We start from the raw sequence: 13585 nt of genomic DNA on the forward strand, positions 1-13585 counted from the left end.
GACGGTGCCGAAGGCGAACAGGCGATGAGTGCGACACAGCAGCGCTCGATGTGGGTCGCCGGCCTGTCCACCGTGGTGGAGTGGTACGACTTTACCCTGTACCTCTATTTCGCCACGGTGCTGTCGCGGGTGTTTTTCGGCGGCGGCGAACAGGCGATGCTGGTCACCCTTGCGGGATTTGCCGTGTCCTACCTGATGCGCCCACTCGGCGCGCTGTGCTTCGGTCACCTCGGCGACCGCTTGGGGCGGCGCTGGATGCTGCTGGCCTCGATGGCGCTGATGGCTGCAGCCATGCTGGCCACCGCGCTGCTGCCTACCGCCGCGACGGCGGGCACGACGGCGGGTGTGCTGCTGCTGGTGCTGCGGTGCGTGATGGCATTTTCGGTGGGCGGTGAATACACGGGCGTAGTCGCCTATCTGCTGGAAAGCGCTCCGGCACGCCGGCGTGGACTGGTGACCTCGTTGGCCTCGGCGGCCAGCGAAGTGGGCGCGCTGCTGGCGGTGGCGATCTCCGCACTGACGGTCGCGCTGCTGCCGCAGGTACAACTGGACAGCTGGGGATGGCGCATTCCGTTCTTCGTCGGTGCTGCACTGGCGCTGGTCATCCTGATCGCGCGTTCGGGCATGCATGAATCGCCGGAGTTCGAGCGGCAGCGTCGCGAGGGCAGCATTCCTGCCACGCCGCTGCGCCACGTGCTGCGCCACCATCCGCAGGCGGTAGCGCGTACCTTCGCCATTTCCGCGCTGGGCTCGATCACCTACTACGTCGGCATCACCTATGTGCCCGCGTTCCTGCACGCACAGGGGCACGACGAGGGCGATGCCCTGTGGCTGTCGACGATCGCGGCGGTGGCCGTGATCGCCATCACTCCCTTGTGCGGTGCGTTGTCCGATCGCTTCGGCCGGCGCCCGCTGCTGTTGGGCCTGACGGTACTGGCGGCGTTGCTGCCGCTGTCGTTGTTCGGCTGGATGGCGCATACCACGCCGTTGGGTATCGCGGTGGCTGCGGTGCTGCTGGCCTGCGTGGCCGGTGGCGTGAGCGCGGTCGCGGCACCGGCCACGGCCGAGCAGTTTCCGGGCGAGGGCCGGGTAAGCGGGCTGGCACTGGGCGTGACCATGGCCACGGCGGTCTTCGGCGGTGCGACACCGTGGCTGGCGCAGTGGTGGGTGGAGCGCAGCGGCTGGGCGGCGGCACCGGGCGCGATGATCGCGCTGGTCGCATTGCTGGTGTTGCCGGTGCTGTGGACGCTGCCGGAAACGGCATCGACGCGGAAGACCCGCCCTGGCAAGCAGGGCGGATCCTAGCCGGTCACACCTTCAGCGTCTGCTCGATGTCGGCCAGCACGGCGGCGGCATCCACGCCAATGGCAATCGACTGCACCACGTGGCCGTCCCATACGCTGGGGCCGAATGCCAGGCCTTCAGGCTTGGGAATGGTCATGCCACGGGCGACGCCGTCGGTGGCCACGCGCACGCTTGCGCGCTCGAAGCGGAACAGCTCCGGGCGGGTGAGCGCGATGCAGGCGCAGCAATCGTGCACGACCATGCCCTTGTGGCCGGCCTGCAGGTAGAAGTCCACGTAATCCTGCGACAGCGCACGCACCAGTTCGGCATCGGCACCCCCGACCGCAGCCAGTTTGTCCAGGCCGTCACGGTCCATCTCGACGCGGGTGGTCACGTCCAGGCCGATCGCGGTGACCGGCCACTGTGCGGTGAACACCACGTCGGCGGCTTCCGCATCGCCCCAGATATTGGCCTCGGCGGCCGGGGTGATGTTGCCGTTGACGTGGAAGGCGCCCCCCATGATGACCACGCCACGCACCAGGCCGGCGATCTCCGGTGCCTGCTGCAGGGCCAGGGCCAGGTTGGTCATGCGGCCGACCGCGACCAGCGTGACCTCGCCTGGATGGGCCCGCACCAGATCAATGATCAGCTGGTGCGCAGGACGAGCGTCGGCGGTCACGTCCAGCTGTGCAGGTACCGGGTGATTGCCCAGGCCATTGTGGCCGTGGATGTGCACCGGCCAGGCTTCCGGCGTGGCATCGGGCTGCAGGGGACCCGCGGCGCCACGCGCGACCGGCGCAGTCAGCGCCCAGGCCTGCTTCAGGTACAGCGCGTTGTGGGTGGTGGACTCCACCGAGGCGTTGCCGAAGGTGGTGGTAACGCCGATCAGGTCGATCTGCGGATGCTTGTGCAGGTACAGCAGGGCCAGGGCGTCGTCGACGCCCGGGTCGGTATCGAAAATGACTTTCAGCATGTTGTTGTTCTTCTTCTTCCGTGTGGTGCGGGGGGCCCGGCGGCCAGGAGGCAGGCCGGCGCGCGCTACATTGTCCCATCTTCATGACAGGCAGGGCCATTGGCGGGGCGGCGGGCCATAATGGCGTCGATATCCATGCCGGGAGACGCCTGGTGCTGATCGTGACCCTTCTGCTGGTCCTGCTGGTGCTGGGCCTGAATCTGCTGGCGAGCTGGGTCATTCTGCGTCGGCAGGAATTGTCGTCGGGCAACCGGGCCGCGCAGGTGCTGGTGATCTGGCTGCTGCCGCTGATCGGCGCCGTCGTCTGCCTGCTGGTGGCAGCCGCCGAGGGCCCGCTCGGACTGCAGGCACGCAGCCAGGACGGCGCGATCTGGGCCAGCGATGGCGCCCACGAGGGCAATGCCCCCTCTGCGGACTGTGGCAGCGACGGCGGCAGCTGCGGCGATTGACGCCACAGGAACAGGGTCAGCCACCGCCCGCAATGCGGGCCACGCCCGGCGGGGCGACAGCTCGCTCAGGCACCGCCTTCGGTCGGCAGCGGCGCCGGTACGTTCAGCAGGCCCCCGGCCGCCACGTAGGCGGCCAGTGCCTGGCCCTGGCTGAGCAGGTGCCGTTCCATCGTGCGCTCTGCCGCGTCGGCATCACGGCGACGGAAGCACTCCATCAGCTCGCGGTGCTCGGCCAGCGACTGCGCAGTGCGTCCGGGCGTCAGCAGCTGCCGGCCGCGATGCATCTTCAGGATGCGGTGCAGGTCGTGGGTGATGCGGATCAGCCACGGATTGCCGGCATAGTGCTGCACGGTTTCGTGGATGAGGTAGTTGTTGCGGTAATACTCGGCGATGTTGCCGTCAGCCGCCGCCGCTTCCATCGCGGCATGCAGGGATTCCAGCTGGGCCACGCCCGCATCATCGATATGCCTGACCGCCTCATGCGCGCAGCGGCCCTCCAGCATGGCCATCACCGGGAACAGCTGGTTGAGGTCCTCCAGCGTCAGCCGGGTTACCCGGCTGCCGCGCCCGGCGTCGATCTGCACCAGGCCTTCGGCTGCCAGCAGCTTCAGCGCCTCGCGCAGCGGGGTGCGGCTGATGCCCAGTTCACTGCACAGCGCAGGCTCGTCGATCCATTCGCCGGGGGGCAGGCGATAGTCATAGATGCGCTCACGCACATGTTCGGCGACCTCCTCGTACAGAGGGGCGCGCTTCTTCGGGGACCGTGGAGCAGGGGCGATGGCCATTGGCAGAGTGTACCCGCTGGCGGTAGTGCCGGCCGTCAGCCGGCACGACCGGTCATCGCCTACATCCAGCCCGGCACCACGAACACCAGCCAGGCCAGCAGCGGCCCCAATGCCACCACCAGGCCGCTGTAGACCAGGAAGCGGCGGAACAGCGTCTCGCGTTCTTCCTTCGCCGCCGATGCCACGACCAGTGCACCGTTGGTGGAGAAGGGGCTGACATCGACGATGGTGGACGACACTGCCAGTGCGCAGATCACGCCGGCTGCACCCAGGTGCCCCTGCATCAGGAACGGCACCGCCAGTGGAATCGTTGCGCCGAGCACCGCCGCGGACGATGCGAATGCGGAGACGATACCGCCGACGTAGCACACCAGCAGAGCGCCCAGCAGCGGAATGCCGATGTTGGAGACCCCGTTGCCGATGAAGTCGACCGCGCCCGCATGCTCCAGCACGCCGATATAGGTCACCACGCCACAGATCAACAGAACGGTCGACCAGCTGATGCCATCCACCGCACCCTTCTGGCTCTGCGGCGAGAGCAGTGCCAGCGCCACTGCGACGGTGATCGACACCAGGCCGACGTTGAGGTTGTAGATCAGTGCCGCCACGCCCAGGCCGAGCAGGCCGACCAGGGTGAACAACCGCTCCCGGGTCAGACCCACTGCATCCAGCGCCGCCGGATCGTTGCTCAGGGTGCCGCCGCCGGCCGCCACCAGCGCGCCATGGCCTTCGATGGCGAACTGCCGCGACGACGCCTGCGGACCACCGGCCATTGCCAGTTCCGCACCGCCCGCGGTAATCGAGCCACGTCGCATCAGCGCGATGCCGCCGAAGGCGAGGAAGCAGATGATCGCCATCATGAAGTTGAAGCCGAGGCTGGTCAGGAACACTGCCATCTCGGTGACCTCCAGCCCGGCCTTCTGCACCACGCCATTGGTGATGCTGCCGTACACGCTGATCGGCGAGAAGCCGCCGGCCTGCGCACCGTGGATGACCAGCAGGCCCATCATCAACGGGTTGATGTTGTACTGCTTGGCGAAGCGCAGCGCGACCGGACCGATGATCGCCACCGCTGCCGGGCCGAGGGCGCCGAAGGCGGTCAGCACCGCGGTGACCACGAACATCACCCACGGAATGGCCACGATGTGGCCGCGCACCGCGCGTACCGCCCAGTGCACCAGCAGGTCGATGGTGCCGTTCTTCTGCGCGATGGCGAACAGGTAGGTGATGCCGACCAGGGTCAGGAACAGATCGCCGGGAAAGCCGGCGAGGACTTCCTTGCCACCCATGCCGACCCAGACACCACCGATGATGAAGGCCAGTGCGAAGGCCACTGCGCCCATGTTGATCGGCAGTGCGGTGGCGACGATGAACATGATCACCAGACCGATGATCGTTGCGATTTGTGGACTCATGCGCCCTCCCAGACACGTGGCTCACGTACAGCGCGGATGGAGACCCGCCATCCCCGGGGTAAGGCGACGTACTGCAGTGTTGCGTGATACGTACTGCTCGAACCCGTTACTGCAGGCGCTGCAGCGCACTGCGGACCCATGCCGCAGCGCCATGCAGGCTCTGGAACTCTTCCACCGCGCGGAACTCGCAGCAGGGGTAGGACGGCGCGACCATGCGTGCGAGCGCATTGCCCGGGCCCAGCTGCAGGAACACCCGCGCACCGCGTTCGAAGGCCTGCCGCATCACCTGTGCCCACTCGATGGTCTGTGCCAGCTGTGCCGACAGGCTGTGCACCGCCGTTGCGGCATCGCGCACGGGCCGTGCATCGATGCCCGCCAGCAGCGGCAGGCGGGGTGCCCGCATGCCCGAGCGCTCCAGCGCGGCGGCGAAGGGCGCCACCGCAGCCGCCAGCAGGGGCGTGTGGGCAGCGACGTGGACCGGCAACGGACGCACCTGCGCACCGAGCGCGTGCGCCGCATCGGCCAGCGGCTGCAGGGTGTGCCGGATGCCTCCCACAATGAAGTGATCCTCGCCGTTGACGATGGCGATGTGGGTACCCTGCGCATCGCACAGCGCTTGCAACGTCGTACGATCCAGGCCCAGCACCGCCAGCATGCCGGCGCCTGCCGCGCTGGCACCGTCCATCAGATGCGCGCGCTGTGCCGACAGGGCCAGGCAGCTGCCAGCGTCGAAGGTGCCGGCAATGGCATGCGCCGCCAGTTCGCCGATGCTGTAGCCGGCCACCACGGTCGGCACCGGCAATGCATCGCGCAGGGCGTGCCACTGCGCCAGACTGGCCGCGCACAGCAGCGGTTGTGCCTGCGCATTGTCGAACCGGTCCTCGGCCGCAGCAGCGGTGAACACGTCGCGCTGCAGCACCTCGCTGGCGGCGAGCAGCACGCCATGCGCGGCGTCGTTGTCGCGCACGTGATCGAACATCGCAGCATGCTGCGTACCTTGTCCCGGACAGAGCAGGGCCAGCATCACGCCTGCTCCTGCAACAGCAGGAAGACGCTGCAGGCCAGCAGATCGGCGCTGCCACCCGGGCTGAGCCGGCGTGCGACGAAGGCATCGCCGATGTCCTGCAGGCGGGGTCGCCAGCCGGCGGCAAAGGCACCGCCGGCGTCGAGGAATCCGCGTGCCTGCTGCTGGGCCCAGCGCAGTCCGGCAACACCGCCCCGATGCAGCAGGTTCAGATCCTCGACCTCTGCGACCAGATGCATCAGGGTATGGGCCAGTGCAGCTTCGCGTGGCAGCCCTGCGCCCAGCGCATGGCGCAGTGCCGGCAGGGCCAGCCCACGCAGCAGGGGATATCCAGCGGCCGCCTGCTCGCGCACGCCGGGTACGCCGTGACGCGCGCGCGCGCGCTGCCCCGGACTGTTCACATCCAGGGGCGAGGTGGCGAAGGCGTCCGCCCATTGGCAGACCGCCTGGCATACCTGTTCACCGGTCGCGGCTCGGCCCAGACGCGTGCGGCACGAGGCTGACGCTGCCACCAGCAAGCCCAGGCTGAAGATCGCTCCGCGGTGGGTGTTGACGCCGCCGGTGGCGCGCAGCATCGCCGCTTCGGCGGCCAGGCCGTGGTCGCGCAGCCGATGGAACGGCGCTTCGGCGGCGCCATCGCGGGCAACCGCAGTGAAATAGTGGCGCAGGGCAAACAGGCTGCGCAGGAACGTACCGGCATCCATGTCGTCATGGCTGCCGCTGTCGAACGGCGTGACCAGGCCGGGCTTGGGCGCACAGGCCAGTTCGGCATGCAGCGCGGCGATCGCCATGCGGCCTAGGCGTGCACTGTCGGGCGCGGTGCTGCGGCCGGCAAGGCGCGGCGCGACGGCGTTCATGCGGCCACCCCGGTGTCCTCGAATAGACGGTGGCGTGCTTCCAGGGCTGCGCCGTCAAGGCGTTTGACCAGCAGTTGACGGCTGCTGCCGGCGTACTCGCGCCAGTTCACCGCAGCACCGCGGGCCAGGCACAGCTCGCCGTCGACCCGCTGCGGATGCTGCGCTTCCCACGCCCGCAGCCGTGTCACCAGCGCATCGGCCCGTGCCGCATCCGGGACCTCCCAGAGCAGGTCGATATCGGAACGGTCATGCACATAGGGCAGGCCAGTAACGTGCTGCCAGGCGAATGCGCCGAACACACGGGCCGGCGCGAGCGTGGCGAGAGCGTGCAACGGTGCCTGCCAGGCGGGGCATACGCCTGCCGCCAGGATGTCGCTCAGTGCCGGCGGCGCCTGCCGACGCTGTACATCCTGCAGCGGCACCCGCAGTGCAAGCCGCTGTTTGCCTTCGCCCGGTGGCAACGGCACACCCAGCCGCAGGCGGGAATCGGGGTCGTCTGCCGCGCGTCGCGCGACCATTGCCGGCAATCCCTGCGCGAACCATGCGGCGAGCCGCGGTTCCTGCGCAGCCACATCGGCCCGCCAGTCGGCGTGGGCCGACAACCAGACCAGCGTGTGGCGGGCCAGACGCTCAGGCATCGCCGTTGGCCACCGCGCCCGCGACGGCAGCCGCCTGCAGGCGGCCCCCCCGTTCGGCACCCAGTGCGGCACGGTGGTCGCCGTCGGCCGGCGCGCGCAGGGCATCCAGCAAGGCCTGCGCCAGCTCGCCCGACCACAGCGACCGTACCGCACCCATCGCCACGTAGTTTTCCACCCCGGGTGCGAACACCGGCGAAGTCAGGCTCAGCGCCTGGAGCTTTTCCAGCGGTTGCTTGGTCACGCGAGCCATCGCCCGCAGGTCCATCACCCGAACCTGGGCATCCGGCAGCGCATGAATGGTGTCCGCCATCAGGCCGAACGAGAGGAAGCCACCGCTGACCGACTCGCCATGGACCAGGGTCACCAGCCGTGCGCCGCGTCGCCGCGCGACGTCCAGGCATTGCGCGAGGTGGGCGAAGTAACCGTTGATGCCGAGCAGTTCGTCGCGGCGCGAAAGGCGTTGGCCTGCGGTATCCACCAGCATCACGATCGGTCGCTGCGGATGTGCGGCGGTGCTGGCGAGTACTGTTGCCGCCAGTGCCAGCGCATGATCGACACCGACTTCCAGCTTGTCAGTGGTGCCGATGACCGTGACCTCGCCATCTTCGGTACTGGCGCTTCCCGTCAGCACGGAATCGTGCACGGTTACGTCGTGGCCGCGCGGGAACAGCGCGTCAAGCAGGGGCTGCAGCGGCGCGGTCATGGCAGTTTCCTGTGGGCGGTGGCGGCGAGGAACGCGTCGGTGTCCAGCAGCGGCAGGCGCTCGGGATCATCGATTCCCTGGCGTGCCCAGATCTCCAGACCATCGCGGCAGTCCCCCCAGGCCTCTGCCCGGGCCTGCAGGGCGGCATGTCGCTGCTGCAGCGCGGCCAGCGCGGCATCGGCGTCTGCGCTGGCGGCGTCTGGCTGCAGCGCCTCGAATGCGGCCTGGGCGAATGCGTCGATGGCATCGGGAACCAGAACCTGCGCCTGGTCGATGAGGTAGCGGTGCTTGCCGCCTGTCACCCGCCATACGAGGGCACGGTCACGCGAGTCGAACTCCTCTACGCCGCGCACGGTCTCGATCACTTCCGGCCCGGACAGCGACAGTCGCCCTTCCTCGGACATGATCACCGTGGTGCAGCAGCGGGCGACGATGCCCATGCCGCCGAAGGCGCCGTTGCCGCTGCCGATGAGGGCCACCACCGGCACGCCGGTGGCGCGCGCGTCCAGGGTCGCGCGCATGATCTCGGAGATGGCGATCAGGCCCGCATTGGCTTCATGCAGGCGCACGCCGCCGGTGTCGAGCAGCAGCAGCACACCGTCGGGCCTGTGTTGCGCGGCCCGGCGCAGCAGGCCGGTCAGCTTGGCGCCATGCACTTCGCCGACACCGCCCCCCATGAATTCGCCCTGCTGTGCAGCAATCAGCACACGCCTGCCACGCAGCGAGGCCGCACCGACCACGATGCCATCGTCGAACGCGGCGGGTTGATCCAGCTGTGCCAGGTGCGGGCTCATGGCGCGCCGGGCCGGCCCGAGATACTCGGTGAACGATCCGGCATCGACCAGCCCGGCGATACGGGCACGGGCATCGGCCTCGTGGTAGCTGCGTCGTGGCATCGGATTCATCGCGGTTCTCCGGCGAGCAGTGTCTCCACCGCCTGGTCCAGGCGCAGGCTGACCACCGCTGGGGTGGCACCGGCATCGTTGATCGATACGCGCACGTCGCGCAGCGGATGCCGCCGGGCGAAATCACCGATGACCGCCTGCCAGATGGTGCCGAAGCCCTGCGCGGCGGTGACGACATGTACGGTCATTGCGCCGTCCTGCGCGGCAGGTTCCAGCAGGACTTCCAGATTGCCGGACGCCAGCACGCCCACCAGCACCGCGTCGTGCGGGAACCGCACCGGGGTTCTTCCGTCGAATCGATAGTCGAGGGTTTCCATCGCGTGCCCCTTACCAGTTGCGGAAGCGCTTGGGCGGGTCGTAGAGACCGCCGGACCAGCGCACCAGGTCTTTCACCGAGCGCGCGGCCAGCAGGTCACGACTGGCGTCGCGCACCGAAATGCCAAGATCTTCCGGTCGCCGGATCACGCCCCGGTCGCGCAGGTTCTCCACCATCGCGCGATCGCGGCCCAGACCGACCGTGGTGTAACCGGCCACGCCGCGGATCGCCTGTTCGCGCTCCTCCGCGGTGCGGCACAGCAGCAGGTTGGCGATGCCTTCCTCGGTCAGCACATGGCTCACGTCATCGCCGTAGATCATCACCGGTGGCAGTGGCATGCCAGCGCGTTCGGCCAGCGCCCACGCATCGAGGCGGTCAACGAACGCGGGTGCCATGTGTTCGCGGAAGGTCTCCACCATCTGTACCACCAGCTTGCGCCCGCGTGGCATCTCGCCCGGGCGTGCGGCCTGCTGGCCGGCCTTGATCCAGGCGTCGCTGGCATGACGGCGGCCGCGCGCATCCGAGCCCATGTTCGGCGCGCCACCGAAGCCGGCGATGCGGTCGCGGGTGGCGGTGGAGCTGTTGCCCTGCAGGTCGACCTGCAGCGTCGAGCCGATGAACATGTCGCACGCATACAGGCCGGCGGTCTGCGAGAACGCGCGGTTGGAGCGCATCGAGCCATCGGCGCCGGTGAAGAACACATCACCGCGCGCGGCGATGTACTTCTCCATGCCCAGTTCCGAACCGAACGAGTGCACGGACTTCACGAAACCCGACTCGATCGCGGGAATCAGCGCCGGATGCGGATTGAGCGCCCAGTGCTGGCAGATCTTGCCCTTCAGGCCCAGCGATTCGGCATAGGTCGGCAGCAGCAGTTCGATCGCGGCCGTGTCGAAGCCGATGCCGTGATTGAGCCGGTTCACACCGTATTCGGCGTAGATGCCCTTGATCGCCATCATCGCCATCAGCACCTGGATCTCGGAGATCTGTGCCGGGTCGCGGGTGAACAGGGGTTCGATGTGGTTCGGGCGCGGTGCCTGCACGACGAAGTTGACCCAGTCGGCGGGGATATCGACGCGGGGGAGGGTGTCGACGATCTCGTTGACCTGGGCGATGACGATGCCGCCACGGAAGGCGGTCGCCTCGACGATCACCGGCGTGTCTTCGGTGTTCGGCCCGGTGTAGAGGTTGCCGTCGCGGTCGGCGGCCTGCGCTGCGACCAGGGCCACGCGCGGCGTGAGGTCGATGAAGTAGCGGCCGAACAGTTCCAGGTAGGTGTGGATGGCCCCGATCTGGATCCGCCCTTCGGCCACCAGGTTGGCCAGTCGCACCGATTGCGGGCCTGAGAAGGAAAAGTCCAGCTTCGAGGCAATGCCCCGCTCGAACACGTCCAGATGCGAGGGCAGCGACAGCACCGACTGCACCATGTGCAGATCATGCACGCGGGCGGGGTCCAGCCCGGCAAGGCATTCGGCCAGGAAGTCGGCCTGCTTCTGGTTGTTGCCCTCGAGGCAGACCTTGTCGCCGGGTTCAAGCAGGGCGTGCAGCAGCTCGCCCACATCGTTGGCGGCCACTGCACGGCCTCTGCTCCAGGGCGCAGCCCGCTGCAGACGTGCCTGGCGGCTGCGTTCCAGCGTGTCCCAGCTCGGGTTCATCGACCGGCTTCCGATTGGCGTTGAGATAATTACGCCATAATTACGGAAGGCGACGCAACCTGCAGCGCAGCAAAAAGAAGGGCCCGCCAATGGCGGGCCCATTCAGGTTGCAGGCTTTCAGCCGGTCGTTCTCAGAACTTCCAGCGCAGGCTGGCGGCGACGAAGCGCGGTTCGCCGTAGTTGTTGTAGTCCAGGTTCGCCCAGTAGGTCTTGTCCAGCGCGTTGCGCACGCTCAGCGTTGCCGTCCAGTTGTCGCTGATGCGGTAGTTGGCGTTGAACTGCACGAGCGTGTAGGCCGGCTGGTTCACGGTTACCGTGCCGCCCAGCGGGTAGGGGATGTTGTAGCCCTGCACCTTGCTCTGCCATTGCACGCCGGCGCCCAGGCTCAGGCGTTCCAGTGCACCGCGCAGGCGCACCTGCGTGTTGAGCTGCAGCAGGTCTTCGGGCGGGTTGGCGTACAGCAGGTCGGTGGCGGCGCGGGTCACTTTGACATGGGTGAAGCCGGCGTTGACCGTCCAGCCCGGCAGGATCTCGCCGTTGACGTCCATTTCCCAGCCACGCGACTTGGTGCCGTTGACGCCGATGTAGGCCGAGGTGCCATCGCTGAGCGAGCCTTCCGGCACTCCCATGTCGCGCACGGCATAGTTGTCCTGCTTGGCCTCGAACACAGCGGCGTTGGCGGTCAGTCGCCCATCGAACCACTGCGTCTTGATGCCCGCTTCCAGATTCGAGCCCTGCACCGGCGCCAGCAGGTTCTCGTTGCGGTCCTTGAAGTTCTGCGGGTTGAAGATCTCGGTGTAGCTGGCATAGACCGAGAACTGCGGCGTGACGTCGTAGACCAGTCCCACGTACGGGGTCACTTCATCACTGACCTTGTAGGCCCCGCTGGTCCCGGTATACGCACCGGCCACGCTGTAGGAGCGGCTGAGGGTTTCCCAGCGGCTCAGGCGCGCACCCGCGATCAACGACAGCGGATCGGCCAGGCGCAGGCGCGCGGCCAGGTAGACGCCGCTCTGCGTGGTCTTCTGCACGCGGCGCGCGCCGGTACGGGTGTAGGTCACCTCGGGGATGTCGCCGTTCCAGTCGTACACGTTGGGGATGTAGTAGCAGCGTTCGCGGCCGCAGGTGGCCCAGTCGCGCGGGTAGTTCAGGGCAACGGTGTGGGTGGTGCCTTCCAGATCGGACCACTGGGCACCCAGGGTGACGTCATGCTCGCGGCCGAACAGCGGGAACGTGCCGGTCAGGTAGGCATCGATGTTGCGGCGGGTGTCCTCGGAGTCGCCAGCGGCAGTGCGCAGGTAGATGCCCGCACCGGTGGCCGGATCGGGATTGCCGGTGCCGTACAGGCGCATGTTCTGCACATTGCCACGGGTGTGGGCGGTGTTGATCTTCAGCAGCCAGTCCTCGCCGAAACGCTGCTCCAGGTTGGCGAACACCGTGCTGGTCTCGCGCTGCCAGTAGCTCCATTTCGGTGCCAGGTTGGTCGAGCGCGGCAGGTGCGCGAAGTCGCCGCGGCTGTCGAAGAACGGCACGGTACCCCAGGTCGAACCGACCGGGTTGTTGTCCTGTGTCTGGTAGCCGAGGGTGACCGTGGTGCTGTCGGTCAGGTCGCCCTCCAGCACCGCCATGCCGGCCATCTTGTTCTCCTTGTAGCGGTCGTAATAGAAATCACGATCGGTATAGGCGGCGACCACGCGGCTGCGGAACCGGCCATCTGCGGTCAGCGGCGCGGTGACGTCGGCCTCCATGCGCCGGTAGTCCCAGCTGCCGGCGCTCACCGAGAACGAGGCGTCGAAGTCCTTGCCGGGGCGCTTGCGCAGCAGGTTGACCGTGGCCGAAGGCACCCCCGCGCCGCTGAGCAGGCCGTTGGCACCGCGGATCACTTCGATGCGGTCATAGAAGGCGGTGTCGTATTCCTGGTTGGTGGAGCCGCTGTAGGTCGGAATGCCATCGACCTGGAAGTCCGTGATGGCAAAGCCGCGGGCGTAGTACAGCGGGCGCTGGGTGTCATAGAAGGACACGCTGACGCCGGTGACGTTGCGCAGCACGTCGTTGATGCTGAACAGCGATTCGTCCTGCAGGCGCTGCAGGCTGATGGCCGTGGCCGACTGCGGCGTTTCCTGCAGGGTGATCGGCAGGCGGGTGCTGCTTGAGGGCGGCGCAGCCTGGTCGGCGCGCACGCTGACGCGGTCCAGGGTCTTGGCATCGGCTGCGGCATCGCCGGCGGCGAATGCTGACGGTGTCGACAGGGCCAGGGATGCGAGCAGCGCGGCCGGCAGCAGCGCGCGACGGAGCGGGCGGGTAGGGGAGTGCAGGGACATCTTGGTGGGCTCGATGCGGGAGAGTCGGAAGGGCGGCAACAGCCGGGCGGTACCCGGGGCGGCGGCTTCGGGCTGGGTCAGGTCCGTCTGGTGAGCGCGGGCGGTCCGCGCGAGGCGCAAATGTAAATCGTTCTTAACAACATTACAATTCGCCCGGGCTGGTCGATGCCTGGGACACGCACCGCGAGCCCCGGCGAAGCCGAGCTCCCTGTATGCGAACGGCCACCCGAAGGTGGCCGTCCGTAGGTGTCATCGAAGAC

13 protein-coding genes are annotated in these 13585 nt (G+C 68.1%); 2 read left to right on the forward strand and 11 right to left on the reverse strand.

What is annotated here, in order from left to right:
* The first annotated feature begins 24 nt into the window (after positions 1-24).
* The gene (locus ACVOJ1_RS16435) at positions 25-1305 is read left to right on the forward strand and encodes an MFS transporter (RefSeq protein ID WP_065182383.1); all 1281 of its coding nucleotides are present in this window, start codon (positions 25-27) and stop codon (positions 1303-1305) included.
* A 4-nt stretch (positions 1306-1309) separates the two neighbouring features.
* Here the strand turns inward: ACVOJ1_RS16435 and ACVOJ1_RS16440 are convergent, their stop codons facing one another.
* Positions 1310-2257: a nucleoside hydrolase gene (locus ACVOJ1_RS16440; protein ID WP_065174581.1), complete on the reverse strand. Its 948-nt coding sequence runs from the start codon at positions 2255-2257 to the stop codon at positions 1310-1312.
* Between the two features lie 152 nt (positions 2258-2409).
* Here ACVOJ1_RS16440 and ACVOJ1_RS16445 point away from each other — a divergent pair, with 152 nt between their 5' ends.
* The gene (locus ACVOJ1_RS16445) at positions 2410-2706 is read left to right on the forward strand and encodes a hypothetical protein (protein WP_065174582.1); all 297 of its coding nucleotides are present in this window, start codon (positions 2410-2412) and stop codon (positions 2704-2706) included.
* 65 nt (positions 2707-2771) lie between these two features.
* On the opposite strand, the gene ACVOJ1_RS16450 is transcribed toward ACVOJ1_RS16445, so the two are convergent.
* From ACVOJ1_RS16450 to ACVOJ1_RS16495, 10 genes are all read right to left on the reverse strand, one after another.
* Entirely contained in the window at positions 2772-3491 is a 720-nt protein-coding gene (locus ACVOJ1_RS16450) for a GntR family transcriptional regulator (protein WP_065174583.1), read from the reverse strand.
* A 59-nt stretch (positions 3492-3550) separates the two neighbouring features.
* Positions 3551-4906: an SLC13 family permease gene (locus tag ACVOJ1_RS16455; RefSeq protein WP_053516216.1), complete on the reverse strand. Its 1356-nt coding sequence runs from the start codon at positions 4904-4906 to the stop codon at positions 3551-3553.
* A gap of 106 nt (positions 4907-5012) precedes the next feature.
* A complete protein-coding gene (mdcH, locus tag ACVOJ1_RS16460) occupies positions 5013-5933 on the reverse strand; it encodes a malonate decarboxylase subunit epsilon (RefSeq protein WP_346480659.1) in 921 nt (306 codons plus the stop codon).
* Positions 5930-6787: a triphosphoribosyl-dephospho-CoA synthase MdcB gene (gene mdcB / locus ACVOJ1_RS16465; protein ID WP_262100219.1), complete on the reverse strand. Its 858-nt coding sequence runs from the start codon at positions 6785-6787 to the stop codon at positions 5930-5932. The genes mdcH and mdcB overlap by 4 nt, the downstream gene beginning before the upstream one ends.
* Positions 6784-7425: a malonate decarboxylase holo-[acyl-carrier-protein] synthase gene (gene mdcG / locus ACVOJ1_RS16470; protein ID WP_346480660.1), complete on the reverse strand. Its 642-nt coding sequence runs from the start codon at positions 7423-7425 to the stop codon at positions 6784-6786. The genes mdcB and mdcG overlap by 4 nt, the downstream gene beginning before the upstream one ends.
* Complete coding sequence (gene mdcE, locus ACVOJ1_RS16475) at positions 7418-8128, reverse strand: biotin-independent malonate decarboxylase subunit gamma (protein WP_053516205.1); 711 nt, start codon at positions 8126-8128, stop codon at positions 7418-7420. The genes mdcG and mdcE overlap by 8 nt, the downstream gene beginning before the upstream one ends.
* On the reverse strand, positions 8125-9033 hold the full coding sequence (locus ACVOJ1_RS16480) for a biotin-independent malonate decarboxylase subunit beta (RefSeq protein WP_053516203.1): 909 nt from the start codon (positions 9031-9033) through the stop codon (positions 8125-8127). Before ACVOJ1_RS16480 ends, mdcE begins: the two co-directional genes overlap by 4 nt.
* Positions 9030-9350, reverse strand: a complete 321-nt coding sequence (mdcC, locus tag ACVOJ1_RS16485; RefSeq protein WP_053516201.1) for a malonate decarboxylase acyl carrier protein — start codon at positions 9348-9350, stop codon at positions 9030-9032. Before mdcC ends, ACVOJ1_RS16480 begins: the two co-directional genes overlap by 4 nt.
* A gap of 10 nt (positions 9351-9360) precedes the next feature.
* Positions 9361-11004, reverse strand: a complete 1644-nt coding sequence (mdcA, locus tag ACVOJ1_RS16490) for a malonate decarboxylase subunit alpha (RefSeq protein ID WP_346480661.1) — start codon at positions 11002-11004, stop codon at positions 9361-9363.
* 131 nt (positions 11005-11135) lie between these two features.
* On the reverse strand, positions 11136-13325 hold the full coding sequence (locus ACVOJ1_RS16495) for a TonB-dependent siderophore receptor (protein WP_283218922.1): 2190 nt from the start codon (positions 13323-13325) through the stop codon (positions 11136-11138).
* Between the last annotated feature and the right edge of the window lie 260 nt (positions 13326-13585).

Source organism: Stenotrophomonas sp. STEN225, assembly GCF_056756445.1.

Coding starts and splice junctions, on each gene's coding strand:
- ACVOJ1_RS16435 (WP_065182383.1), top strand. CDS start 25: ATGAGTGCGACACAGCAGCGCTCGATGTGGGTCGCCGGCCTGTCCACC.
- ACVOJ1_RS16440 (WP_065174581.1), bottom strand. CDS start 2,257: ATGCTGAAAGTCATTTTCGATACCGACCCGGGCGTCGACGACGCCCTG.
- ACVOJ1_RS16450 (WP_065174583.1), bottom strand. CDS start 3,491: ATGGCCATCGCCCCTGCTCCACGGTCCCCGAAGAAGCGCGCCCCTCTG.
- ACVOJ1_RS16455 (WP_053516216.1), bottom strand. CDS start 4,906: ATGAGTCCACAAATCGCAACGATCATCGGTCTGGTGATCATGTTCATC.
- mdcB (WP_262100219.1), bottom strand. CDS start 6,787: ATGAACGCCGTCGCGCCGCGCCTTGCCGGCCGCAGCACCGCGCCCGAC.
- mdcG (WP_346480660.1), bottom strand. CDS start 7,425: ATGCCTGAGCGTCTGGCCCGCCACACGCTGGTCTGGTTGTCGGCCCAC.
- mdcE (WP_053516205.1), bottom strand. CDS start 8,128: ATGACCGCGCCGCTGCAGCCCCTGCTTGACGCGCTGTTCCCGCGCGGC.
- ACVOJ1_RS16480 (WP_053516203.1), bottom strand. CDS start 9,033: ATGAATCCGATGCCACGACGCAGCTACCACGAGGCCGATGCCCGTGCC.
- mdcC (WP_053516201.1), bottom strand. CDS start 9,350: ATGGAAACCCTCGACTATCGATTCGACGGAAGAACCCCGGTGCGGTTC.
- mdcA (WP_346480661.1), bottom strand. CDS start 11,004: ATGAACCCGAGCTGGGACACGCTGGAACGCAGCCGCCAGGCACGTCTG.
- ACVOJ1_RS16495 (WP_283218922.1), bottom strand. CDS start 13,325: ATGTCCCTGCACTCCCCTACCCGCCCGCTCCGTCGCGCGCTGCTGCCG.